15 protein-coding genes are annotated in these 25,311 nt (G+C 55.9%); 7 read left to right on the plus strand and 8 right to left on the minus strand.

Annotation, left to right across the window (positions count from 1 at the left end):
- Window positions 1–24 precede the first annotated feature (24 nt).
- A complete protein-coding gene (gene lpxK / locus AC5DDB_RS03910) occupies window positions 25–1,110 on the plus strand; it encodes a tetraacyldisaccharide 4'-kinase (protein WP_491738368.1) in 1,086 nt (361 codons plus the stop codon).
- Here the strand turns inward: lpxK and AC5DDB_RS03915 are convergent.
- Entirely contained in the window at window positions 1,067–3,859 is a 2,793-nt protein-coding gene (locus AC5DDB_RS03915) for a c-type cytochrome domain-containing protein (RefSeq protein WP_491738369.1), read from the minus strand. The genes lpxK and AC5DDB_RS03915 overlap by 44 nt on opposite strands.
- A 106-nt stretch (window positions 3,860–3,965) precedes the next feature.
- A complete protein-coding gene (locus AC5DDB_RS03920; RefSeq protein ID WP_491738370.1) occupies window positions 3,966–6,293 on the minus strand; it encodes a DUF1549 domain-containing protein in 2,328 nt (775 codons plus the stop codon).
- Window positions 6,294–6,377: 84 nt separating this feature from the next.
- Here AC5DDB_RS03920 and AC5DDB_RS03925 point away from each other — a divergent pair, with 84 nt between their 5' ends.
- Window positions 6,378–6,983, plus strand: a complete 606-nt coding sequence (locus AC5DDB_RS03925; RefSeq protein WP_491738371.1) for a hypothetical protein — start codon at window positions 6,378–6,380, stop codon at window positions 6,981–6,983.
- A 30-nt stretch (window positions 6,984–7,013) separates the two neighbouring features.
- Here AC5DDB_RS03925 and AC5DDB_RS03930 read toward each other — a convergent pair whose 3' ends face one another.
- Complete coding sequence (locus AC5DDB_RS03930; RefSeq protein WP_491738372.1) at window positions 7,014–8,390, minus strand: DUF1501 domain-containing protein; 1,377 nt, start codon at window positions 8,388–8,390, stop codon at window positions 7,014–7,016.
- Window positions 8,391–8,853: 463 nt separating this feature from the next.
- Between AC5DDB_RS03930 and AC5DDB_RS03935 the strand changes: the two genes are divergently transcribed.
- Window positions 8,854–13,011, plus strand: coding sequence for a hypothetical protein (locus AC5DDB_RS03935; protein WP_491738373.1), 4,158 nt, complete (start codon window positions 8,854–8,856; stop codon window positions 13,009–13,011).
- Window positions 13,012–13,244: 233 nt separating this feature from the next.
- On the opposite strand, the gene AC5DDB_RS03940 is transcribed toward AC5DDB_RS03935, so the two are convergent.
- The 3 genes from AC5DDB_RS03940 to floA all read right to left on the minus strand — a co-directional run bounded on the left by AC5DDB_RS03940 (window position 13,245) and on the right by floA (window position 15,755).
- Window positions 13,245–14,303 (minus strand): 3-oxoacyl-ACP synthase III, encoded by a 1,059-nt coding sequence (locus AC5DDB_RS03940; RefSeq protein WP_491738374.1) that lies wholly within the window; start codon window positions 14,301–14,303, stop codon window positions 13,245–13,247.
- Window positions 14,304–14,369: 66 nt separating this feature from the next.
- Window positions 14,370–14,570, minus strand: coding sequence for a hypothetical protein (locus tag AC5DDB_RS03945; RefSeq protein ID WP_491738375.1), 201 nt, complete (start codon window positions 14,568–14,570; stop codon window positions 14,370–14,372).
- Between the two features lie 213 nt (window positions 14,571–14,783).
- A complete protein-coding gene (floA, locus tag AC5DDB_RS03950) occupies window positions 14,784–15,755 on the minus strand; it encodes a flotillin-like protein FloA (RefSeq protein ID WP_491738376.1) in 972 nt (323 codons plus the stop codon).
- 268 nt (window positions 15,756–16,023) lie between these two features.
- Between floA and AC5DDB_RS03955 the strand changes: the two genes are divergently transcribed.
- From AC5DDB_RS03955 to dprA, 3 genes are read left to right on the plus strand one after another with little or no spacing between them, the layout of a single operon-like run.
- A complete protein-coding gene (locus AC5DDB_RS03955) occupies window positions 16,024–16,491 on the plus strand; it encodes a RidA family protein (RefSeq protein WP_491738377.1) in 468 nt (155 codons plus the stop codon).
- 59 nt (window positions 16,492–16,550) lie between these two features.
- Window positions 16,551–17,681 (plus strand): 3-dehydroquinate synthase, encoded by a 1,131-nt coding sequence (aroB, locus tag AC5DDB_RS03960; protein ID WP_491738378.1) that lies wholly within the window; start codon window positions 16,551–16,553, stop codon window positions 17,679–17,681.
- Window positions 17,682–17,708: 27 nt separating this feature from the next.
- Window positions 17,709–18,818, plus strand: coding sequence for a DNA-processing protein DprA (gene dprA, locus AC5DDB_RS03965; protein ID WP_491738379.1), 1,110 nt, complete (start codon window positions 17,709–17,711; stop codon window positions 18,816–18,818).
- Between the two features lie 204 nt (window positions 18,819–19,022).
- Here dprA and AC5DDB_RS03970 read toward each other — a convergent pair whose 3' ends face one another.
- Both AC5DDB_RS03970 and AC5DDB_RS03975 read right to left on the minus strand, forming a co-directional pair.
- A complete protein-coding gene (locus tag AC5DDB_RS03970; protein ID WP_491738380.1) occupies window positions 19,023–21,023 on the minus strand; it encodes a PPC domain-containing protein in 2,001 nt (666 codons plus the stop codon).
- A gap of 176 nt (window positions 21,024–21,199) precedes the next feature.
- The gene (locus AC5DDB_RS03975; protein WP_491738381.1) at window positions 21,200–22,519 is read right to left on the minus strand and encodes a DUF1501 domain-containing protein; all 1,320 of its coding nucleotides are present in this window, start codon (window positions 22,517–22,519) and stop codon (window positions 21,200–21,202) included.
- A 258-nt stretch (window positions 22,520–22,777) separates the two neighbouring features.
- Between AC5DDB_RS03975 and AC5DDB_RS03980 the strand changes: the two genes are divergently transcribed.
- Complete coding sequence (locus AC5DDB_RS03980) at window positions 22,778–25,249, plus strand: DUF1549 domain-containing protein (protein WP_491738382.1); 2,472 nt, start codon at window positions 22,778–22,780, stop codon at window positions 25,247–25,249.
- Window positions 25,250–25,311 lie beyond the last annotated feature (62 nt).

Genomic DNA, 25,311 nt, shown 5'->3' on the forward strand with positions numbered 1-25,311 from the left:
GGGGCTTTTTCGTGGACGACGGGCATGGATACCGCCTCCTTTCTAGAACTGATTTCCGGTCGTAAACAGGGACTGCTTGCCAGCGGGCTGCGACTCGGATTGCGGGTGCTTTCGTTCGGTTATTCCGCCGCCGTTCGCGTCCGCAACGGGTTGTTCGACCTGGGTTGGAAGAAGTCCCATCGCGTCCCCGGCACCGTCATCAGCGTCGGCAATCTGACTACCGGCGGCACCGGCAAGACACCATTCGTGGCATATCTGGCGAACTATTTCACCGAGCGAAATGTTAAAGTCGGTTTGCTCAGTCGTGGCTACGGCTCGCTGGACGGCGAAGAAAACGACGAAAAACGGGTCCTCAATCGTCTCTGCCCCGGCGTGCCTCACCGCCAGAATCCCGATCGGGTCCAGATCGCTCAGGAATCAATCTCTAAAGACGGCACCATCGTGCTGATTCTCGACGACGGTTTCCAACACCGACGACTCGCACGGGACTTGGATATCGTCCTCATCGACGCAACGAACCCCTGGGGCTACGGATATCTCCTGCCACGCGGCTTACTGCGTGAACGCCGCAGCGGATTCAAGCGGGCAAGTTTGGTGGTTATTACCCGCGTCGATCAAATCTCGCCCGAACGTCTCGCAGAGCTTCGCTCCCAAATCGATCGGTATTCCGCCGGACTCCAAATCGTTGAAGTCAGTTACCCGGCGGATCAGTTGATTGGCCTCGACGGTCAAGTATCGCCACTCAACGCGGACCCGAACGAACGGATCACTGCATTCTGCGGCATTGGCAATCCGGACAGCTTTCGCCAAGTACTGACCGATGCCGGTTTCAAACTAACAGCAGACGCCTTCGGCGTTTTCCCGGATCATCACGCTTATTCCGAATCAGATTTGGATTCGCTCGCCGAACTCGCCCGCCAGCGTAGTGCCAGTTCGGTACTGACGACGCTCAAGGATCTCGTCAAAATCTCACCCGAGAATTGGACCGGTCCGCCGTTGAAGGCCGTTAGCATCCGGACGCGTATTCACGCCGGAGCCGACGAACTTCATCGGCATTTGGACAAATTCATTCAGCCGAAGCTTGCGACCGATCCCGACGAACGTGAATGATCGCCGGTGCCGACGCCTGCCCACCGCCTGAACCGGTATTGAGGTGGAACGTCCGGGTGCCCTCCCGCGTGATCGGCGAAGCCGTGATAAAGAACACGCGTTCGTTCTTGCCCGGCATGATGAGCAAGCCGTTGAGACCGATGTTGTCCACAAACGCTCCATGAGGCAGATTCCGCCCGGAGTCTTCTTTTCCGAAACTGATCGGTCCATTATCACCGTTACGATCAATCCGCACGCGGGCAGCAATGGTTTCACCAGGCGAAACCGTAAGCTCCAACGGCTTGGTCGGATCAAACGAGGCATTCGGATCGGCTGGGAGAAGTTCAACCTTCAAACTCGGCTTTTCGATCCGTTCGATTTTCCCAAGGCTGTTGACGGACTTCGAAACACGTTCACCGGCAATTTCGGCCGATGCGGTCACCTGGATGTCGGCCGGTTTGTCACCGGTCTTCTCCGCATTTGCCGGCGATTCCGGGTCTGCAGTCACGACACCATAGGCCAGTTCTTGGCCTGGTTCGATGACTAACGGTGTCGTCACCTGAAACCCGGCTGGCACATTGGCGATGTCCACCTGAATGGCACCGTCGAAGTCGTCCAAGCGGGTCGCTTCGACCCGAAACTCTTTGCCGCTCCCGGCATTGACCTTGAGATTCGCCCCGACCAGCCGAACCTGGAAATCCGGTTTTCGCGGGCGAATCGTCAACTTGTACTTATAGTCCGGACCGCCAAAGCCACGCACATCCTGAATGCGAACGAGATACTCACCATCAGCCGGTGCGGTGAACGTGAGTTTTGAATCGGCCCCCAACTTGCGTTGGCTGTCGTCGTCATTTTCGAAGTAAATCGGAAATACGGGCAGCCCGTTGGGAACGATCTGTTCCGTCGGAGGAATCGGTCGCACAATGTAACCGGGTTCGCCCAATGCATGCGACAGAGCCGGCGTATCAAAGAACGTGTGTCGCTTTCCTCGTCCCGGATAGACTTTGAAGCCCGAATCCGGTCCACGGGGATAAAGCCACAACCGGTTCACTTCGCCGTTCGAGTAGAAGTATTCGTCGAGTTCCATTTCCTGCCAGTTGTGCACGCGGAAGTCGTCGCTGGTGTCCGAATCCTTTCCCCGAAAAGTGAAGTAGGAATCGCGGACCGCCTGCAACTGCGTTCGCAAAATTGGCTCGCCCTCACTATCGAGCACTTCAATTTTCGTATCGAGCGGAGACTTGGAACGAGCCGCATTCGTTTCAACCACCCACTGCTCGCCCGCCTTGGCGGTCCAGCGAAAGAGATCGACCTCGGAACCGTCTTCGATCACGCCTTCAATGACTGCCGGCGCAGAGACCGGCATTGCGGTTGTCGGCTGATTGTTCGGTTCCGCTTCAGTCACTGTCACTGTTTCCCCTGCGGAGTCGACAAGCCGAGCAGTCACTTTCGCCACCTGCTGGTGGGAGTCGTCGGTCGTGTCCGGTACGGTGAGCGTCACCAACGTGCCATCCATTCGGCCAACAACAAACCGCTGACCGTCGGGAGAAAATGCGAGCGTTTCTGCAACGTCGGGTTGGTTTTCCCAAGCGTAGAGTTCCGTGTAGCCCTTGGTTTCCCACAGCTTGACGACTCGGTCTTCCGAAGCCGTCAGTAGACGTTTGCCATCCGGCGAAAACGCCATCGCGACAACCGCTCCCTCATGGGCAAACCGAGCATGCAATAACGGATTGATTTGCTGTTTGGTCTTCGAGACGAACTTCCACACGCGAATGCGATTATCCGCCCCCCCCGCCACCACATGCTGACCGTTTGGATGAAACGCGATTGCATATTGCTCGGCCTCGGGTTGCGAAAGTGTGTCCAAGCGTTTTCCCGTAGTGACATGCCAAACCTTCCCAGTTTCATCGCCGCTGGCACTCGCGAGCACTTGGCCACTGGGATCAAAAGCTAAGTCGTAAACGGCGCCGTTGTGTCCTTCCAGCGTTCGCACGGCCTGACCGGTCTTCACATCCCACAGAATAATCCGTCGATCGTACCCAGCCGTCGCCAACGTTGTGCCATCGGAACTGAGAGTCGCCGAATACAGGGTGTCGCGGTGCCCTTGGAACTCCTGAATGACCGACCAATCGGTCGTGTCGAACAACATCGCCTGCCCGTAAAGCCCGGAAACCCCCGTAGCGACCAGCAGCCGTTTCCCGTCGGCGGTGAACTCCAGATCGTTGACCGACCCATGCGGAATTTCCAGTGACTTTGAGTCGCTCTTGCCGTTGGCCGGTAAGATCTTCACTGTCTTGAACTGCCCCATGGCCACGATGCGATCGGGCGACCATGCGACCGCGGTGATCGCGGGATTGGTCTCGGCGGGTGTCAATTTTGGCACGAGCAATGTCATCCGACTGGGTTCTGCACCGTCCGGTCCCTTTGCTCCCGACTCCACCCAGGCTTTGAGCGTTTCGATTTCCGATTCGGTTGGCACATCCAATCCATCCGGCGGCATGACGGGTTCGGCTTTGCCGGTGATCATGGCAATCATTCGGCTGGAATCGACGCTTCCCGCCGTCAACGCCGCACCATGTTTGCCACCGGCATTGATCTGGGCATACGTCTCCAGCGACAACCCGCCTTCCTTGTCCTCCGGGTTGTGACACCCCGTGCAATACTTCCGCAAAATCGGCGCGACATCTTTGCCATAGTCAGGCGTGGGACTCGCCGCTTGAACTCCTGAAACACAAAGACAAAGCAAGGCAAATAGAGTATCTGAAAGTCTCATCGAACTAGCCTAAACTCGAAGCGAAATATCGACTGGGACGAGTCCCAGCATTTGTTCTCACAGTTTGGAATCGCATTCAAACCACAAAGTCAGCCAACAAGATCGACTAATGACTAAACAAAAACTCTTTGCTTGTTAAGACGGCCCAGAACAAGTCTTCAATCGCCGTGCGTTTTTCTTGTTCCGGGGCGGCTTCAATCAGCGATGCCAGTTGTTCACGTTCGCGGTCAGTTGGTTGTCGCGACAGAGCTGATAGATAGACATCTTCGACAATCTCGGTTGGCGACTTCTTAGATTCCAAGAGTTGCGTCACGCGGCTATCTTTGGCTTTAAGTTTCTCATTGACGGTATCGCCATTCGAGAGATGTAGCACCTGCACCATACTCGGCTCTTCGCTACGTTCGCATTCACAGGTAATGTCACGTGGGTTGCGACCGAAAGTTTTGAGGAAATAGGACCGCACAGCCGAATCATAGAGCCCGATCGCACGTGTTCCCGGTTTATAGAAGTCGGTACTACGAACATCAGCTCCTGGGAACTCGATCTGCTTGAACTCCGTCGGCACCGATGTGACTTGCGAAATGCCATCTAATAACACTTCCGCCATCATCCGCTCTGGATAGTAACGACTATAATATCGATGCTCGTCCTCGTTCTCAGGCAGCGGCTGACTACTACGTTGATAGGTCGCAGACTGCAGAATCGTACGCATCAATGCTTTGAGATCAAACTTGTTTTCAACGAGATGATTCGCTAATGCGTCGAGCAATTCTTCATTACTAGCAGGGTTTGACTCTCGCATGTCGTCAATGGATTCCACGAGACCCACACTCATAAAGTTCGCCCAGATACGATTCGAGATGGAACGTGAAAAATAAGGGTTTTCAGGCGATGTCAGCCAATCCGCGAGGAGTTCACGACGATCACTGGGATCATCAAACGGGAGTGGCTCACCATCGAGCGGAGTCGGCGGCTGCGGTTTGCCGGTGAGAGGCTGAACCAAGTCGCCGCTAGTCGCCACATACAGTGTTCGCAATCCGTCGCCGTTCCGAGAATCCCCGCCCCACCCTTTCGTGCGAACTCGGGCGAAGAGATTCGCCATGGCGTAGTATTGATTGTTCGTCCATTTCTCGAGCGGATGGTTATGACACTTCGCACAAGCAATCGACAGCCCGAGGAATGCTTGCGAAACATTCTCGGTCATGTCTTCGGGTGTTTGATGCAGCGAATAGAAATTCGTAGCACCATTCTCGTAACTCGATCCTTGGGCAGTGACTATCTCGCGAACAAATTCGTCCCAAGGCGTGTTTTGTTCAACGTGGTTATGAATCCAGTGATAGTAGGTCTCTAATGCCTTTGGACGAAGTTTCGTACCACTCAATAGCAGAATATCAGACCATTTCAATGTCCAATAGTCGTTAAACTCAGGACGCGAAAGCAGGTGTTCGATCAACTGATTTCGTTTATCGGGACTAGAGTCGGCGAGAAACTTGCGAGTTTCTTCGATCGTTGGCAAGGTGCCAATTGTGTCGATGTATGCTCGGCGAAGAAAGGTAGCATCATCTGCGGGAGGTGATGGTTTGAGATTGAGTTCTTTGAGTTTTTTGAGAACGAGCTCATCAATGAAATTCTGTCGGGTGGCGTTCGTATAGACTTCCTCGGGAATCGACTGATCATAGGGCACCGTCATTCGGGCCACAGATATCTGGCTCGAAAACCAAACCGTTACCGCGCCTTCGCCGGAACCGACCACATTCACTAGACCGTCTTCGCTGACTCGGCAGACGGTTTCGTTTGTCGAGGTGAACATCGCCCATCGAGTCACGTCTTCCACTCGACCATCAGTATAATGCGCATGGACTTTTAGCGTTTGTTGATCCTGGGGTTTGAGCGTGACTTGCTTTGGCAGAACTTCGAGTTTCTGAAGTCGTGGATCATCAGACCGAGGCGCCGGTGCCCCTGCGGAAATCCAATCGGCGAGGACCTGATAGTCGTGAGAGCCCGGCTCAAACCGTAGGCCACCTTTATGGGGAATCGCGCCGCTCGGTTTGGCAAGTAGCAAACTTCGACCCGGATCGTGAGGGCTGATTCGACGACCACGTGCTTGACGTGTAATCACATAGTGATCACGGTCGGGATCGTAACCTCTCAATGAGAGTTTGAAACCGCCTTTGCCCGCCAATGCCCCATGACACGCACCGGAGTTACACCCATAACGCGACAGGACCGGCAATACGTGGTTGCGAAAACTCCAACCGTCTTCGGGGGGCGTCATTTCCGAAGCCGTTTGACCGGATGATTGCGTCTCGTCCGCCAAGACCACTGACGAAGTAAAAACGCAGATGACAACGATCAGAATTCCCAAGGCCTGCGGAATTCGTCCATTCCCCAAATTATCGAGGGCGAACGTTCGCAGAGTGCCCATTGTGTTCATGATGGAAGCCCGTTACAGTTTTTTGAAAGACTCGATCGGCCCAATAAGCTCTCACGAGAGTTTTGACTATTTTTGAACTTGCTGATGAATCGTTTGTTTCGTTTTGTTGGTTGTAGCCTTGTGTTGCTTTCGTCGTGTGCTGCTCGCGAGGAGTGGAACACGGTGATGGATATCAAAAGCGAATACAGCGTCGACTTGCCTGGCAAACCGGAAAACATCTCCCGAACTGTCGACATCCAGGGTGAAACGATCACCGTCGTGGGCAAGCTTTGTGTCGCTGATAATGGCTATATTTCCTGTGGCGTTACGGTGAGCACATTTCCCGAAGAAATGGTGAACGACACCGATGCCGCCGAGTTTTTCCAATCTGTTGCCAACCGAACCGCCGAAAGTTTGCCCGGGGCTGTGATCACCCAGGAACCCGAGACCGAATTTCAGGGCTATCCCTCGGAATTGTTCGTGGCGAAATCCGGGAAGGACTCCCAACAGAACTCGATCATTTGCCGGACTGTCAAAGTTGGCAACCGTGTGTATTCACAGATGCTCACAGAGACGGCTGGTCGAAAGTTGTCAGCCGCATCACGTGAGCGATTTTTGAACTCCTTCAAAATTACCGCGTCGGCTCCTAAGACGCCTAGCGATCAACCGAGCGACGAAAAACCAAAGTCAGAACCCGCCAAAGCGGAGTGAAGTTCGAAAGGCATGGTCTGACCGACACGGTTAGAACAATTCGTGAATTTCCTTGTGGCCGAAGTCAACGAGCGGGAACGGTCGACCGGCCGGACCGGGCAAGGTGGATTCCAAGTTGAACCCCAGACTGTGATAAATCGTGGCGGCGATATCGGCCGGTTCACAGGGGCGATCTGCGGGAACGCCGCCCACCGGATCGCTCGCACCAACGACACGTCCACCTTGGACACCGCCGCCGGCGAAGTAAGTCGTAAAACATTGCGGCCAGTGATCGCGTCCGCCGGCTGGGTTCACTTTCGGCGTACGACCGAACTCGGCCAAGTTGCAGACCAATGTTTTGTCAAGCAAGCCACGATCGACCAAATCTTCGATCAACGCCGCGTAAGCTTGATCGTACATCGGCGCGACAATGTTCTTCATCCCCTCAATGCTGGTAAACGGTTTTGAGCCGTGAATGTCCCAGGTCAGTTCGTCGAACACGGTCAAAAAGGTGTTGATTGTGATAAACCGCACCCCGGCTTCGATGAGACGCCGAGCCAACAAACAGCACTGGCCGAACCGCGTCATGCCGTACTTTTCACGCAGTGACTGAGGCTCTTTGGAAAGGTCGAACGCATCACGGGCTTGTGTGCTGGTCATCAAGCGGAAAGCAGCGTGGAAGTTGTCGTCAAGAAGCTGGGCGTTTTCGGTGGCTTCGAAGTTGCGGACGGTCTCATCGACGATGTCCCGCATTTTCCGCCGACGAGCCAACCGGGCTTCGCCGAGAGATGCCGGTGGCAGTAAGTCGGGCACTTGGAAATTCGGCTGCGACGGGTCCGCCATGAGCGCAAACGGATCGTGTGCTTTGCCGAGAAAACCGCCACTTTGCCCGTTCGGTAGATTTCCGCCGCCCCGCCCCATGGTCTCCGGCAGGACGACGAACGGCGGCAAGTCGGTTTTTCGTCCTCGCAAGTAGCTGACTGTCGCTCCGACGTGCGGTGTGTTCACGCCGCCAGAGAACAACCGACCGGTTTGCATCATCTGCCAACCGGCATCATGAACCGCTGCCCCCCGGTGGTGACAAGAGCGGACGAAGGAAATCTTATCAGCGATTTCCGCGTGTCGTGGTAGGATTTCGGAGAGGTGCAAATCTGGGACAGATGTTCCGATCGGGCTGAACGGGCCGCGAATTTCCGCCGGTGCGTCCGGCTTCATATCGAACGTGTCCAGCTGACTGGGTGCCCCGAGGTTGAAAATCATGATGCAGGCGCGATCGTCTTTGGACTGATCGACCGCACCGGCAGCCTGGGCTGCGTAATAATCCGCCAGGGTCAGGCCGGTCACCCCCAGAGTACCGACTTGAAGAAAGTCTCGCCGAGTGATGCCATCACATGTATGGGCAGTTCCGCGACCGGTGAGGTTCAACATGTTATCGTGCCCTTATCGCACATCGCATTTTGGTACTGATGCACCCCCGAGAGTCGTACATCTTCAATCACACTATACGGTAAACCAAGTCGTTCATTGTAGGATGTCCGCATTTTTTGGTATTATTTGCGCATGAAGACACTCTAGCCCTCTGTTTCTCACAGACATTTGACCACGGAAACTGCCTGGCTTTGGATCGGAAATTCCATAGAACGATCGAAACTGCACCGTCGGTTCGTCTCGCAAACACGATTGGTGTCGACTCGCGCCTTTCCAAAGTGAGGCTCGCTTGTTCTACTTGACACTTATCGAAGTCGGCCCGAACCATTCCGGTGCCATGGGGGCCGGGTTCGTGGGAAATCAATCTGGGCTCATGCAATAATTGCGAGACCGAACCTGCATCGTTCACACAACGACGGCATCGGGCACATATACGGTTGGCATTCGGTCGTTTGGTTAAAATATGACGCAACGGAAGACGAAAAACTCGCCAAAAACGGGGCCAGCGACTCCGGTGGCGGACATTTCCTTGGTTGGCTATCTGAACTTTTCGCGAGGCGAGGCCAACGCGGAATTTCAACGCGGAGTCAATGAACTCTGCCGCCAATTGGGACCCGGTTGGCAACCCAGCGAACTGCATGACTCGTTGCTGGCGTCTTTGGAACACGCCTCGCCTCAAAATGCGGCTTTCAGTGATGTCGGTCAGGCAAAATCGGTTATCGACCTCACACTCAACCATTTGTTGCCCGCCTACCGGGATTTCCACCGCGATTTACTCTTCCACCTGACCGATCAAGATTTCGCCCATCCGTATCTGCTGGTGCGGATGTTCGAAGCGGTGCTTTCGCAGGGGCCGAGTTGGGACCAAACCGACCGCATTGTCGGCGGTGCATTGGATCAGTTGAACGACTACCTCGGATATCGCCCGCTCGCGGTGCTTGAGAACGGCCAGCAAATGCAGCCGTATCCCCACGAACGGTTCCGGCCCGTCCCGCTCTACATTCGAGACGCCGGTGTGGCTTTTGGTCCCTACGAGGAGTTGATTACTCGCACCCTGGAGTTCTTTGAAAACACACCGACCGGTATCCAACAATCTTCCTACTTCGACTTGGCTCAGTTGGATGAAATCTCACTCGATTTGCGAGCCCATGATCACCTCCACCCGGCCAACAAACGCACCAACTACATGTTCGGCGAGTGGGACCCGCACCTGATCGACAGTAAAGGCTACTACAAGCGGTTTGTGCTGCGAAAAGTCATCTTAGATGCCTTACTTGTCTGGATGACCGACGCCGCTCGCCGTCAACGTGGCATCGGACGCGACGAACTACTACACGATGCCTCCGCGGTTCTTTGTGGCACGATGTTGATGGCATCGTCGATCAGTGGCAGCGGCCCCGGCATGCACGATTCACTGACGACCCTCACGTCACTTCTGCCGAAAGTCGCCCGACAACGCGATGCCTTCTACGAACGACTCTTGAAAGAAGCGAGTGGCGCTCGGGCGAAACGTCTCAATCGGGAAGCCCGCCTGACGCAGCAACCCTTCGGCCATGTGCGTCAACGGTTGAATATCGAACTGGCGAAGTACGGTGCTCGGCAAGTGCAAACCCGACACCTCGGGCAACTCTACGCGCGGATGGGGTACTTCGACGCTGCCCGACAGCAAGCGTTGACGATTCCCGTTCCGTCGGCTCGTTTCGAATGTGAGATTCAATGTCTGATCACCGAAACACACCTCCGCAGCGAACGCGGGGAACTCACGAAAGTGGCGGAATGTGTTCGCTCGATCGAGGACATGCTCCATCGCGGCATCGAATGTGGTGCGTTGATTGACCCGTGGAACATCCTCGGCTTTCAGGGGCAATTCCCGCTGTTTCACACGCGAGAAGACTCGCTGCATGACATGCGAGCGGAAACGCTGATCGAGATGATGGAGCGAATTTTCCGCGCTCACAGTCATGCCTTGACCGAGGCCGCCGCCCGGGGCAATTCGGAACTTGGACGGGAATTGTCACAGCGTTACGGCCGACTCGCGGAATGGTGGGACCGGTTCGCCACCACGATCGTTGAGGATCTGCCGGACGTTTCCGGAGCGGAATCCGTCAGTTCTGCTCGACACGTTGCTGCCGCATTGTCCGAATGGCAATCAGCAGGGGCATCAGCGGGCGACATTTCCTTTTGGCGTCAACACGTCGACGATTTTCAGTCCTCGAAAGCTTACGCCGTCGTCGTGGATGCCCTGCTCGAACGCAGCGACCGGGTTGCGGCGCTCGGGTTGCTCATGCAATGGCTCAGCGAGACCGACGACATCGGTCTGGAGTCCGGTACGTACTCATTGACGGTCCGATTAGTACGCTGGATGCGGTTAGTCACCGACGATGCCATGGGCACTTCCGATGGCAATGCGTTGTCTACGATTGTACGACTGTTTGCTTTGTTGGAAGCCAACGCGGAAAATCTTTGGCAGCCGCCCAATCTCGGCGATGTCCTTGGGATCGGTGAGATCGAGGACATGGAAGAAGAAGCCGAGGATCAGGACCTGCTCGAAGATGCTTACGATTCCGGCGATTGGGACGACGATGATGACGACGAAGACAAACTCTTCGGAGCCGCTTACGACGATGTCGTCTTCAAAGACAGTGCCGACGACGGCTTCGACAGCGACACCGTCGACGAAGGCGGCCGCAGCGGCGACACCGCGATCGAACAACTGGCCGACCAACTCGAACCGCGGTTACGGTTTCTCGAAACCTTGGCCCAATTATGGGAAATGGCGGCTCACCCGATTGCCGAACGACTGCGGAACGTCTCGGACCCGATTGACGACGACACCTCTGCCCTGCTCTCGCATGTGCAAGGTTGGATCCAGCACGTCAATCGCCTGCAACGTGGTTTGCAGAAATTGATGACCACCATCTGGGACTACGACATCCTGCCGTCTTCAGGTGATCCCGATTCGAACATCGAATACGACGAGCAGGTGCAAACCCAGTTCTATCTCGTGCAGACCATCATGACGACCACTGTCGGTTTGCAGGGAGCGGAACGGTCGCTGCGAAGTTGCATTCCGGTGGGCTACAACCTGCTTGGCGAGTCCCGCAAACGGTCCGCCGAAGAAATCGCGGTTCTGGAAGTCTACCGGGGAATCCTGACCCGCAAACCGACCCAAGTGCAGCAGGCGTTGCCGCGATTGTTGAAACACCTTTCTCGCCGACCACTCCTGTACGTCCCGCTAAGCAATGATGGCGACCCCGAATTGATTCGCCAAGTCCAGGGACTTCAATCGTTGATGCGGTTCTTGCTCGCCCAACTTCCAGGGTTGGGGCTTATCCGCGAGACTTGGCAAGTCCTGCAAACGGCGTTTCGCATGGAACGGTCATCCCGACCGATGGGGCAAGCAGTCACCGAGTTCGACCAACTCTTCCGAATCGCCCTGCGAAGTTCTGTCGACTGCGTGATCCGTTCCTCGTCGAAATGGCAGTTTACTGCAACTCCGTCACGGCCAACTCGTCGACGATCCACGCGAAAGCGTTCCATCAGAAACCAACATTCTCTGAAATCACGTTATCGTCACCGACGAGCGACAAGTCGACGACGACAATACACTCGCGAGCAACGTAATGCGGCGTTGGTGGAGATTGTGTCGGTCATTGTGCAGCAATACAGCGGGTTGTGGCTCAAACATAGCCAAACGACGCGGTTGTCGACCGTCGAAGGTTTGGCAGACGCGGGACTTTGGAAAGACGTCAAAGATTTCATCCGCCGTTACGGAGCCGATTTGTTCCACGCACGGATGTTGACGCTCGGGAATGTGCGGACGATTCTTCACAGCGGCGTTGATTTGTTTCTCGACTATCTCGAAGAAACCGCCGACCCGCTTCGGCCGATGAAGCTCATCGACGACATGGACGACGGCACCATCGATCGCGATCAAGTTGTCGAATACCTGGAACTTATCTACGGCACACTCGTGGATCGGATCGACCGATTCGTGGAGTACAATTCCACGACCACGCAATCGGATTACGGTGAGAAATTCTATTGCCTCTTAGACTTTCTCCGTGCGGAAGCCGCGTACGAACGTGATGCGTGGAACCTCACGCCGTTTGTCGTTGCCCATGAGCAATTGGCCGCGCATGCCACGCCGGAAGTCGCAAGACTTTGGGAAGAAGTCTTCGCACGCCGGAATCAAGAAACCGCCGAACAACACGTCCTGCGGTTGCAGCGTTTGGAGAAACTTCACGGCATGCATTTGCCGGCGTTGACGGACCGGATCGAAGAGCGTTTCGTAAAACCGCTTGCGGTCAATCGAATGATCGCACTCGTGGAACCGGCGGTGGAAGACGCCCGCCACAATCGGCAACCGTCCGACGCCTTCGAAGCACTCCGCGAGGAAATCCAAGTCTATTTGGAGTCGACATCAGGATCGGGAATCGATGTCGCCCCGTGGCTGCGGAACATCGAGAAAGAAGTCGAGTTAGCCGACCCCTACGGCAGCTTCGCCGAACGCCCCTTCGGCCCCCGCCGCACCGCCGATTCCATCCGCCTCAACCTCCCCCAACTCCACCGCCAACTCAGACGCTGGATGAAACCCAAAAAACGCTCCGGCGGCCGATAATTTTGCAGGGCACGTCGCGTCCGATTTTGCATTTATCAGCGTTAATGGGTGCCACTGCTGGCTTGTCCAGCAGTGTTTTTAGCGACTGCCGGACCACTGGTGACTCGCACTGCCAGGCCAGCTAGCAGTGGCACACAACTTCTTTCCCTGTAGTAGTTTGTGTTCTTCGCGATTTCGCAATCGTACGCGACGCACCCTACGAACCTGAACTCGATGCTGGATCACGACCCAGCCTACCCGGTTTCGTTCCACTCTAGGCCGAGCATCAATGCGTTTAGGCCGCTGCCGATGCCGAGGAGCGCGATGCGGTCGCCGGGGTTGATGTGGCCGTTTTGAATGCCTTCCGCCCAGGCCATTGGGAGTGCCGTCGAGCCGGTGTTGCCGAAGCGTTCGACGGTGGGAAAATCTTTCTCCAGCGGAATCCCGAGTTCGTCGAGCAGCAACTTTCGGTGTGCTCGACCGACTTGGTGCGTGAAGACTTTATTGATGTCGTCCGCGGTCCATTCGAGGGTCCCAAGAAAGAACGGCCACAACTCTTTCGCCAATCTGACACCTGCGTGTAGCAAAGCTTCGGAATCGGTTTGCATCCGCGGGCGGTCATCGCCATGCCGGGCCGCTTCCACGCCACCGGCACACAATTCATGACTGGCAGTATCAGCCCGGTAAAGCCCGCCGACCAAACGGTTTCCGGTTTGCGAGAGTCGTTCATCGCACAGCACAATCGCGGCAGAGCCAGAACCAATTGTCAGTGAGGCAAATTCGCCTTTGAGCTGTTTGCGGGAGAGATTAGGGTCCGACAGGAGCGAATCGATCGTACCTTCGACAAGCGGACGACCAATTTCTGTGCCAACCACGACACCGGCCCGGACATGGCCCAGTTCGATCATGTTGGCCAGCAGAATCATTCCGTTCAGCAGCCCCAAGCAGGCGTTGCTGACGTCAAAAACCTGACAGGTTTGAGGAAGTTCCGCGTGGTGATGCACACCGTTTGCGGTAGCCGGTTCCATTTGATCCCGGCAGACCGAGCCGTGAATCAAAACACCGAAGTGTCGTCGATCAAGCCCGGATTGCTCAATTGCCTGCTTCGCGGCAACCGCGCTAATTTGACCGGGACGCGTGCCCGGTGGAAAAAATCGCCGTTCGCGAATACCCGACATCAACTCCAACCGTCCCTCGGGGAGTCGTAGTCGCTCGTATACGGCGGCGAGTCGATCTTCGATATCGGTCGAGGTCACTACTTCAGGCGGCAAAACCGTAGTGACCGCTTCCACGCAGACATGCCGATAACGCATGACTCCATCCACCAATTGAGGGGAACGCCGTGTCGAGCCTCGTGCGACATGCGGCGAAGTGTTCGATCAAGCGTGTACGGCGTTCTTTTGGCTTGAGAAGTGATCGATCAGCGATTCCACTTCTTGCAATTGGCTTTCTCGGTCAGCACGAACTTCCGAAGAGGGAAGTCGCGGCTCGAGCAAAATGCTGCTCCGCACAAAACGCAACCCTCGCACGACAAGTTCAAGCTGTTCGGTATTTAGGCCGATTGTGTTGGTCTCGGTCATTGATATTCAGCCTCAGCGGGTAATTTTCATCTCAAAATTTTGATTGCCGGTGGATTCGTCAAGAGCGTTCCCGGCGGTCTTTGCATTATCCTACGGTGCAAATCTCGGGTTCTCAAGCACGCAGGTTCCTGGCGCGCTAAGATTTTGCTGAGTGTGATCCATTCAAGCAGCCTAGTCAAACTATACCGATTACGGAAAACAGAGCGAAGCGTGTCATCCGGAATGACCGTTATGATCGGGATCCGCTCGAAGGAAACCGGCTCGGAACGCATCGGCCATTGCCCGAGGCACATCCGCTTCGGCCAGCACCACGTGGGCCTGGTTCTCTTTGGTGAGGGCTTTCATCTCTTGTTCTTGTGCCACCGCAGCTGCCCGACGTTCTTCAGCTTTTGCCCGTGCGATTCGCACGTCAGCTTCGGCTTGGTCGGCTTGCAAACGGGCTCCGATGTTGTCTCCCACGTCGATATCCGCGATGTCGATCGACACGATTTCGTAGGCCGTCTGCGAGTCGAGCCCTTTATCCAATACGCGACGGGCGATCATCATTGGGTTGGCGAGCACCTCGCGGTGGTTGTCACAGGACCCGATCGCCGAGACGATCCCCTCACCTACGCGAGCAATAATCGTTTCCTCGGTCGCACCACCAATAAGTTGCGACAGGTTCGTCCGCACCGTAACCCGTGCCCGCGCTTTGAGTTGAATCCCATCTCGGGCGACGCCGTCGAGGGTGCTTCGACCATGACGACGCGGGTCGGGGCAGTCGATGACTTTCGGATCGACGCTCGTCTGCACCGCTTCCAAGACGTTCCGGCCAGCCAAGTCGATGGCGGCACCGGTTTCCCAGTCGAGAATGATATTTGCACGGTGAGAGGCAATCAAAGCTTTGACCAAGCGTTGTACGTTCCCACCGGCGAGGTAGTGAGCTTCCATCTGCGTGGTGCTGATGCTCGACAGACCGGCTTGCACGGCCATGATCTTCGAGTCCACGATCACCTGCGGATTAACCTTTCGCAGGGACATCGACACCAGACTCAATGGGCCGATGCGTGCCTTCGTCACAAATGCCCGCAACCAGAGTTTGAAGTACCGGCTGAACAGAATCAGAAAGGCCAAGAAGAACAGGCCAAAAATGGCCACTGCCACAAAGATGAAAATCATCAATGTGCTATTGTTCGAAAAATTCATTGAGACGTGACCTTCAGATCAAGAACGCATTCGGATTGGTGCGGTACTTTCATTTTAGTCATCACGCCTGCGAGGTGGCAAGGATTCCGGAGCTGTCGGCCGTCGGCTGCCCTCAGTCGGTGAACTTGGCTCCTCTTGTTTCCGATCCACCAAGGGCCATCCTTTTCACTGTTTCGATTGGTTTTCGTATGGCGAAAGCGTATCCTGAGTGAGTTGTTAGCGCTACTCAACTCGATTTTTGATGAAACATCCCAGGACCGACAGAACTATGAGTGCTGAAGCCCGTTTGGCCGCGTTGAACTTGGAACTCCCCCCTGCTCCGAAACCGGCCGGCGTTTATAATCCGTGTGTGCAGACTGGTTCATTGTTGTATGCATCGGGACATGGCCCGTTGAAACCCGATGGCACTTTGATGAGCGGCAAAGTCGGCGACGAAGTCGACGAAGCTCATGGCAAGGAAGCCGCTCGTCAGACAGGTCTGGCGATGTTGGCCACCTTGAAGGCGCATCTCGGCAGCTTGGACAAAATCGCTCGAATCGTAAAAGTCCTGGGCATGGTCAATGCCACTCCGGAATTTGGAAACCATCCGGCCGTCATCAACGGATTCAGCGAATTGATGGTCGAGGTCTTTGGCGAAGAAGGTCGGGCAGCGCGGAGTGCCGTCGGTATGGGCTCGCTACCCTCCAACATTTCCGTCGAGATCGAAGCGATCTTCGAATTGCATCCCGACGCCTGAGTCGCTCTATTTGAAGTTGCGTGAATCCGGCGAGCTCGACAGCTTTCTCGAGGCAGATTATGACGACATCGGTCGCTCAAAACAGTGTGCAGGTTTATCTAGGATCGCGAAGTTATGATGTCTTCATCATGACGGATTTTCTTGCGTCATTGGGGGCGGGAATCGAACCGTGGTTTGAAGATCGAGCCGACATGCCACCCGGTCGTCGACAAGCGATGATCGTGACCGACCGAAACGTCGTCGATCCACATGCGAAGGCTGTCCACAAGAGTCTGGAAGCTCACGGATGGAATTGTGGTCTGCATGTGATGGAGCCCGGTGAGCAATCGAAGTGCTTGGACACCGTCTCCCAAATTTACGATGAACTCGTCGCCATGAAGGCCGGTCGCCAGGTCGTTGTCTTGGCGATCGGTGGCGGTGTGGTAGGCGATGCGGCCGGTTTTGTCGCCTCGACCTACACGCGAGGCGTCCCCGTGATTCAGGTCCCGACAACGCTATTGGCGATGGTCGACAGTTCGATCGGCGGTAAAGTCGGCATCAATCATCGGAAGGGCAAAAACCTGATCGGGCAATTTCACCAGCCGATGGGCGTGGTGATCGACACCGCGACCCTCAACACCCTACCCGACCGCGAATACCGCGCAGGATTGGCGGAAGTCGTCAAGTATGGAATGATCCTCGATGAGGATATGTTTCAGTACTTGGAACAATCGATCGACGGTTTGAACACTCGCGATACCGAAGTGCTGCGGGAAGTGATTCGGCGGAGTTGTCGGCATAAGGCGGATGTCGTCGAGGAAGACGAGTTCGAAACCACCGGGAAACGGGCGATTCTGAATTACGGCCATACCTTCGCACATGCGTACGAAGCCCTCACGCAATACGGTGTGTTGCTCCACGGTGAGGCGGTCGCGATTGGTATGATTCACGCCAGTCAATTGGCCGAACGACTCGGTATGGTGGACGCGACCGTCACGGAACGTCAGCAAAAGCTTCTCACGGCCTTGTCTCTCCCGACGGAACTGCCGGAGTCGGTCCAAATGACGGCCGACGATGTCCTCGACCGTATGTTACTCGACAAAAAAACCGTCGGCGGAAAACTGCGATTTGTTCTCCCGACGCGGATCGGCCACGTGCGTGTGGTCACTGATGTGAACCCGGATGACGTCCGAGCTGTGCTCCCCGTGTGACCCAAACTCTCGGTGGAGCGGGCAACGATGGACTCCGAGATCCTGAATGCGATTCAGCTGAATTTGATTCCCGGAATCGGTCCGCGAATGCGACAGGCGTTGTTGGATCGGTTCGACACACCAGCCAATGTGTTGGCGGCGTCACGTCAGGAGTTGCGGAAAGTTCCTGGTATCGGCACGAAGTTGGCCGCTGCGATCGAAAACGAACAAGACCCTGAAGCCGCCCAAAGGGAGCTGAGTCGTTGTCGTGAACGCGGTTTGCAATTGGTTCTACGAGGCCAACCCGAGTACCCCGCCCACTTGGAAGAAATCCCCGACCCACCGACGCTACTGTATTGTCGGGGTGAACTGACACCCGCGGATCGGTTAGCGGTGGGAATCGTGGGTTCCCGAAAATGCACGCATTACGGACGCACCCAAGCCGAGCGTTTTGCCCAGATGCTCGCGCGAGCGGGAATGACGATCGTCAGCGGACTCGCACGTGGAATCGATGGCGCGGCCCATGAAGGTGCGTTATCTGTCGGCGGGCGGACCATTGCTGTCACCGCAACCGGGCACGGGACCGTTTATCCCCCGGAACACGCCGACCTCGCCGAACGCATCTCGCGAAGCGGTTCCGTCGTGACGGAAATGCCCATCGACCAAGCCCCGACACCCGGACTGTTCCCGCAACGAAACCGGATCATCAGCGGGTTGTCGCAAGGTGTGTTGATCATCGAAGCCTCCCGCAACAGCGGCGCGTTACACACTGCCCGGCATGCGATGGAACAAGGCCGAGCGGTCATGGCGTTGCCTGGACCGGTTAATAGTTTGGCCAGCGAGGGTTCGCATGATCTAATCCGCGACGGTGCGATACTGGTTCGTCATGCGGACGATGTTCTGGAAGCGCTCGGCCCACTACCGGAACCCGCCCCACGCGAAAACAACGAAACCGTGCTCAGTCCACGCGAACTTTCGCTATCCGATCAAGAACGGATGGTGTTGAACTTGGTCAATACCGAACCGCAGCCCATCGACGTGATCCTTCGGTCCGCCGACATCGAAGCATCACGCGTGTTGGCCACCCTGACGGTGCTCGAAATGAAACGCTTCATTCGCCGTCTCCCCGGCAGCCGCATGGTCCGCGTGCCAACGTAGTGTTGGCACTTGGAGGCCGAGCTGGATACCGAGGTATTGGAGACGCTTGATGCCAACCCGGTCTCGGTTTTGAGGATGGCAGATAGAGAATGGCAAAGCAAACGAACACCCCTCTATCCTCTATCCTCTATCCTCTATCCTCTATCCTCTATCCTCTATCCTCTATCCTCGTGAGCAAAAGTGAAACGCGAAGTTCGCATCCCGTCACTCCTTCGGCAACACCGTGACGAACAGTGGCTCGCTGGCATAGGTGGCTTTCATCACGAAATTGAGGGAAACGTTTGCCATCACTGTTGTCTGCTGTTTTTCGACGGGGGCGGCGTCGGCGGCACAGGTGAGCGTGATGTGCCCTTTGGATGCACCAGCCGTAAGCAGCGTTTGACTGTTTTTCGCATCGATACTCACGCCCTTTGGCAGCGGGTCGGCGTATGTTGAATTCAGATGCCGAAACAGCATGTCGAGCTGAATGTTCTTGTCGAAACCTTCGGCTCGTTCAACCGTGACTTCGATCCGCTTGGATTCACCCGGCTTGAGAGCGATGTCATACGTTGAAAGCGACACGCGGGGCACGTCCGCAGTGACGCCGACCGACACCGTGTGCCAATTCACCGGCCAATGCCCTCGCCCACCGCCAGGCTGATACGTCTCCTGATACGGAGACGCCTCCTGAGTGATCGTTTCCTCATCATCCCCGACAACAGCCGTACCGGTAATGCGTAGGTTCGCCATTTCGGGTTCGGCGGTTTCGTGTGCTTGAAAGACGATGCAACCGGAATCACGCCCCGGCAGAATCCGTCCGCAATGGGCAATCATTCCCGTCGGAACGTTCTCGACCGCCAAATCAATCGCCTCTTGAAAACCGTTCTTCCGGACCGCGTTCACAAAGACCACACCACAACCACCGGGAAATATCTGGGTCTTGTCGGTATCGACATATAGATCAAACGTCGGTTCCGCCCGCGTGACCTTCAAGAAATACGGAAACGTGTCTCCCCCGCGAAGGTGCAGATCGCGAATCTCGATGACGTAATCTCCGTCCGCCGGAGCCGTCCAATTCTCGATGCTCGAATCGGCAAACGTGCGTCGGAATCGGCGAATATCATCGTTCTCGGTGAGTCGTTTGCCGTCGGCGTTCAGAATCCGCAAGTTCGAATCGAGTTCCGATTGATACTCCCGTGCCAAAACATCAAAGCTGAAGCGTTCACCTTTCCTGGCCGTGAACCGATAACAATCGATGTCCGCCTCATCGCCGATTCGCCCACTGATCCCGCAGGGAAGAGTCACCGGCATTCCTGATTCGGCGGTGTTGTTTTCGTCCGCAGACTCCACCACCATCGGCAAATCGCTGACAACAATCGGAATTGGATTCGTGTCTTGCTCCCCGAAGCGAAGCGGCAACTCCACCGAACGGGTTCCTGCACCAGTGGGTGCGTCAACCGTAAATGGGGGTTCGCTGGGTAGATGGAGTCCAGCGGGTTTGACGGTTGACGTTTGACCGGCCGCCACACCGAGCGGAAACATCGTTTGCACAAACGGACGATCGTTGACTTCGATCGCGTACTGCCAATATTGGTTGCCCTGATAGCGGACATCGCGAACTTCGAGGAAGTATTCCCCATCCTGAGGCAACTCGACGGACAGCAACGGATCGGCGGCGAAGTGGTTGTCGGCAACGGCGATGGTCGTGCCACTCGCGTTGCGAAGAGCGATCAACGGGTCCGCGTGTTGTTGCAAATCGTGAATGCGATCCTGAAGCCGCATGCACCGCACATGAAACACCAACTTCGTACCCGCTGTGCCAGTGAAGCGGAAAAAGTCGACATCCTCGGCTCGTTCGATTCGCCCGCAGATCGTCGCGGGCAAACTGACTTCAAGCGCTTCCGCCGACGTATTATTCTTTGCCGACTCATAAATGACTGGGTCGCGAACGACGACGAGTTGTCCCAAGGTGCTGGTGCCACGCGGTGTGAGTAGTCGCAAGTCCCGCACACCGAGTTTCGCATCTGCGGAGACCGTTACCCGCAGTTTGATTTTCTGCAGGTTCGGCGGTTCTTTGTCGGGCGGGACGGTCATGTCGGTGATGACTTCCGCCGAGACGCCATCGCCACTCACGAAAACGGTCGTGCTGCCATGCATGCTATAACGCGAACTGACTTCGACTTCCGATGCCTGCCCCACCTGAACCGCAACCGGTTCAATGCTCATCAACATCGGATACGACGTCTGAGCTGAAAGCCAACCCGTGTGGAATACTGTGATTGCGAATACCGCAATCATGCAAGAAGTGCAGAGAAACCGCGATCCTCGATCTTCCATCCTCGATCCTCAGCCACAAATGATGTTGATCAACAGCGGTTGTTGACGCTTTGAAACCACCAACTCTACACCCATTCGCGGATCGGTTCGCCTTCGATGAGTCGCACGGGGCGTCCGTCCGGGCTTTGCACGATCAGATCGGTGGGGATGCCGAGCTTGTGGTAAATGGTCGCGGCGATGTCGGCGGTGGTGTACTCGTTGCGAATCGGGCGACCGCCTTCATCGTCAGTGGCACCGAGCACCGATCCACCTGGGATGCCGGCTCCGGCCATGATTGCAAACCCGGAACTCGCCCAGTGATCCCGACCGCTGGCGGAGTTGATCTTTGGTGTCCGGCCGAAATCGGTCAGCCAAAGTACGAGTGTCGTGTCCAACATGCCCCGCTCTTCGAGGTCTGCCAACAGTTGAGGCAAAGCCTGATCGACGGGAGGAATGCGGTTGGTTTTCAAAGATTTGAAGTTGTTCTGGTGAGTGTCCCACCCGCCGTCAGTCACGGTCACGAACCGTACGCCGGATTCGATCAACCGCCGAGCCAACAAACAACTTTGACCAAACCGATGACGACCGTAGGCATCGCGGAGTGAGTCACTTTCGCCCTGAATATCGAACGCCCGTTTCGTTTCCGGTGCGGTAATCATGTTTAACGCGGCTTTGTAGTGTTCGTCGAGGGCATCGAACGCGGACGGTTGCACATCGGATTGACGTTGCAAGTCGTCGACTTGGGCCAGCATCCGTTTGCGACGTTCAACACGATCCATCTTCATTCCGTTCGGCGGCGTGATATCCCGTACCGTGAACGCCTTCGCATTCGGGTCGGCGTTCATCGTAAACGGGCTGTGTTCCAGACCAAGAACGCCCGGGGTGCCACCACCAAAGCGACTGTCGACTTGCTCACCGAGTTGCACAAATGGCGGCAATGCAGACTTGAATCCGTGTTGATGACTCACCACCGATCCATACGTGGGATATGCGACGGCAGCGTTGAATTTCCGACCGGACATCACGAATTGATCGGCCATCCCATGGCTGCCGTTTTGCGGGTTCCAACTTCGCAGCAACGCAAACCGGTGCAATTCTTTCGCCATATTCGGCACGATTTCCGTGAACTGCACGCCCGGAACGGCGGTTGAAATCGCACCGAATTCGCCCTTCACGCTCACCGGGGCTTCGGGTTTCGGGTCGAACGTATCGTGATGGCTCGTCCCGCCACGCGTCCAAACCAAAATGCAATTTGCGGGTGTCTTTCCGGTATCGGAAGCCAACGCCCGAGCCGCCATCCAAGACGGCAACGATAACCCCAACCCCGCTAGCGAACCGACCTGCAGAAAACTTCGACGGCTCTGTCGTTCACAATCCGAAATCGTGCGATTGAGGAAGTTTAGCATCGCGGATGCTCCGTATCGGTGAGAGGTTTAGGATGGCAGGTTGGGCAGGCGGAAGACGGATTGGCCCATCGTCTTGATCGAGTTTACTGGATTCACTTGGGACAAATCAATGGTTTATGATATGAATTCTCTTTCAACATCAAAACCCGTTTATCTATGGAATCGGTCCGCCAGACGTGACATAATGAGTTCTCGAGAAACTTGCCGATTCCCTCCCTCAACCGTTCTGACCGGACACCCGCCTTGGAGGCTCGCGACATGCCCTGCACCATCTCCAGCCGAACCCATCTGCTGAATCTTGCATTCATTTGTGTCACGTTTACGCTGTGTGTGCCGAATGTGCATGCGGGGTTGGTCGTCGAACCGGCGGACGTCGCTTTGAATGGCAACTTCGCACGCACCCAGTTGCTCGTTCGTTCCGAGGGACCGACTTCCCACGCGGCCGACCTTACCCGATCGGCAAAATACGAATCCTCTGCCCCGACGATCGTTACTGTCGACGAAACCGGGCAACTTTTGGCAAAGAGTAACGGCACCGCGACCGTCAAGATCACCGCGAACGGCGAGACCGTGTCTGTGCCAGTGACGGTTCAGAACATCGCCGAGACGGCAGCTGTCGCGTTCGACCACGACGTTCGTCCTGTTCTCAGCAAAGCCGGTTGCAACATGGGGGCGTGTCACGCCAGCCAATATGGGAAAGGCGGGTTCGTGCTCTCGGTCTTTGGGTTCGATCCCCAATTGGACTGGAACAGCATCGTGCGAGACCGACAAAGCCGCCGGGCAAATCTGTTGGACCCCGAACGTAGTTTGTTCCTGCTCAAACCGACGATGCAAGTTCCTCATGGCGGTGGCCAGCGGTTGAAAAAGGGTTCCATTGATTACCAAATTCTCGCGGAATGGCTCGGTGGGGGTGCAGCATCTCCGGTCAAAGATGCCCCGAAAGTCACGGAAATTAACGTCTCACCGAATCGCCGCGTCGCAACCCCGGGTGTGGAACAGCAACTGCGCGTTGTCGCAACATACAGCGATGGCACAACACGCGACGTCACCCACTGGGCCAAGTTCGACACACTCGACGATGCCGTCGCGAGCGTGTCCGATGACGGGCTCGTCACGACTGCCGGTCGCGGACAAGGCCCAATCATGGTGCGATTCGAACGCCGAGCTGCCCTCGCGATGTTCGTGGTGCCTTATTCGGAATCTTTGAAACTCCAGGACTGGCAAAACCAGAATTTCATCGACGAACTCGCCGCCGCTAAATTCGAAGAACTCGGTTTGCAGCCGTCCCCGATCTGCGATGACGCTACGTTCTTACGACGCGCTTACCTCGACGCCATCGGTTCGGTGCCCACGCTCGAAGAAACCAAAGCGTTCCTCGAATCGACCGATCCCGACAAACGCACGCAGTTGGTGGATCGACTGTTAGGATTGACTGGTGATCCAACGCTCGACATTTACAATGATCAATACGCCGCCTATTGGACTTTGAAATGGTCGGACCTGATCCGCAACAGCAGCCAAACTGTCGGCGAGCAAGGCATGTGGGCTCTTCACAACTGGTTGAAAGCCGGCTTCCGCACGAACAAACCATTCAATGAATTCGTCAAGGAATTGGTGACCGCGAAGGGCTCGATTTACTCCAACGGACCAGCGAATTACTTCCGCATTAACCGCACCTCGACAGACTTGGCCGAATCGACCGCCCAGCTCTTTCTTGGTGTGCGATTGCAATGTGCGAAGTGTCATCATCACCCATTCGAAAGTTTCAGCCAAGCCGACTATTACGGGTTTGCGGCGTTCTTCTCCCGTGTGGGCACGAAGAACAGCGAGGATTTTGGGCTGTTTGGACGCGAGTCGATCGTATTGGTCAAATCCTCGGGCAGCGTGCGACATCCGCGTACCGGGCAAGTCATGGAACCGACCCCGCTGCAAGGCGAACCAGTCACGCACGATCTCGACCTGCGAATCCCATTAGCCGAGTGGATGACCGCCCCTGAAAACGATTACTTCAGCAAGTCGGTTGTGAATCGGTATGTGTCGTATCTGCTTGGTCGCGGTTTGGTCGATCCGGTCGACGATCTCCGCGAAACGAACCCACCGACGAATCCAGAAATGCTCGATGCGCTTGCGAAGAAATTCGTCGCCGACGGCTTTGACATCAAACAACTCATGCGGACGATCATGACGAGCCGGTTGTACCAACTCAGTAGTGAAGCGACTCCGCAGAATGTGACGGACGAACGATTCTATAGTCATTACCAAGTCCGCCGACTGCCCGCCGAACCGTTGTTGGACGCGATCGACATCGCTACTGGTAGCAGCACAAAGTTCAAAAGTTTGCCGCCCGGCACACGAGCAATCGAACTGCCCGATGCGGAATACCCGAACTACTTCCTCACCACATTCGCCAAACCACGACGGGCAACAGTCTGCGAGTGCGAACGCATGCCCGATGAAAACTTGGCTCAGGCACTGCACACACTCAACGGCGACATCCTCGCCAACAAAATCGGCGCGAAAGATGGCCGCATCGCCGAACTGCTCAAGTCGGAACGTCCCGCCGAAGAAATCGTGACAGAGTTGTACCTCGCCACACTCTGTCGCAAACCGACAGAAGCCGAACTCACCGCTGCCCAAAACTTCCTCGACGAATCCCCTAGCCCCAAAGAGTGCTACGAGGATCTGCTATGGGCGTTATTAAACTCCAAGCAGTTTTTGTTCACACACTGATCTAGGTCGACTCACTAGGACATGATTTCTCGATGCCAACCCGCAACGCGAATAGACTGGGT

The organism is Thalassoroseus sp. (assembly GCF_984380535.1).

Excerpts from the sequence above, each read along its gene's own strand:
- lpxK (WP_491738368.1), top strand. The coding sequence starts at position 25 with ATGGATACCGCCTCCTTTCTAGAACTGATTTCCGGTCGTAAACAGGGA.
- AC5DDB_RS03940 (WP_491738374.1), bottom strand. The coding sequence starts at position 14,303 with ATGCGTTATCGGCATGTCTGCGTGGAAGCGGTCACTACGGTTTTGCCG.
- AC5DDB_RS03945 (WP_491738375.1), bottom strand. The coding sequence starts at position 14,570 with ATGACCGAGACCAACACAATCGGCCTAAATACCGAACAGCTTGAACTT.
- AC5DDB_RS03915 (WP_491738369.1), bottom strand. The coding sequence starts at position 3,859 with ATGAGACTTTCAGATACTCTATTTGCCTTGCTTTGTCTTTGTGTTTCA.
- aroB (WP_491738378.1), top strand. The coding sequence starts at position 16,551 with ATGACGACATCGGTCGCTCAAAACAGTGTGCAGGTTTATCTAGGATCG.
- AC5DDB_RS03930 (WP_491738372.1), bottom strand. The coding sequence starts at position 8,390 with ATGTTGAACCTCACCGGTCGCGGAACTGCCCATACATGTGATGGCATC.
- AC5DDB_RS03970 (WP_491738380.1), bottom strand. The coding sequence starts at position 21,023 with ATGAGCATTGAACCGGTTGCGGTTCAGGTGGGGCAGGCATCGGAAGTC.
- dprA (WP_491738379.1), top strand. The coding sequence starts at position 17,709 with ATGGACTCCGAGATCCTGAATGCGATTCAGCTGAATTTGATTCCCGGA.
- AC5DDB_RS03955 (WP_491738377.1), top strand. The coding sequence starts at position 16,024 with ATGAGTGCTGAAGCCCGTTTGGCCGCGTTGAACTTGGAACTCCCCCCT.
- AC5DDB_RS03975 (WP_491738381.1), bottom strand. The coding sequence starts at position 22,519 with ATGCTAAACTTCCTCAATCGCACGATTTCGGATTGTGAACGACAGAGC.
- AC5DDB_RS03980 (WP_491738382.1), top strand. The coding sequence starts at position 22,778 with ATGCCCTGCACCATCTCCAGCCGAACCCATCTGCTGAATCTTGCATTC.
- floA (WP_491738376.1), bottom strand. The coding sequence starts at position 15,755 with ATGAATTTTTCGAACAATAGCACATTGATGATTTTCATCTTTGTGGCA.
- AC5DDB_RS03935 (WP_491738373.1), top strand. The coding sequence starts at position 8,854 with ATGACGCAACGGAAGACGAAAAACTCGCCAAAAACGGGGCCAGCGACT.
- AC5DDB_RS03925 (WP_491738371.1), top strand. The coding sequence starts at position 6,378 with ATGAATCGTTTGTTTCGTTTTGTTGGTTGTAGCCTTGTGTTGCTTTCG.
- AC5DDB_RS03920 (WP_491738370.1), bottom strand. The coding sequence starts at position 6,293 with ATGAACACAATGGGCACTCTGCGAACGTTCGCCCTCGATAATTTGGGG.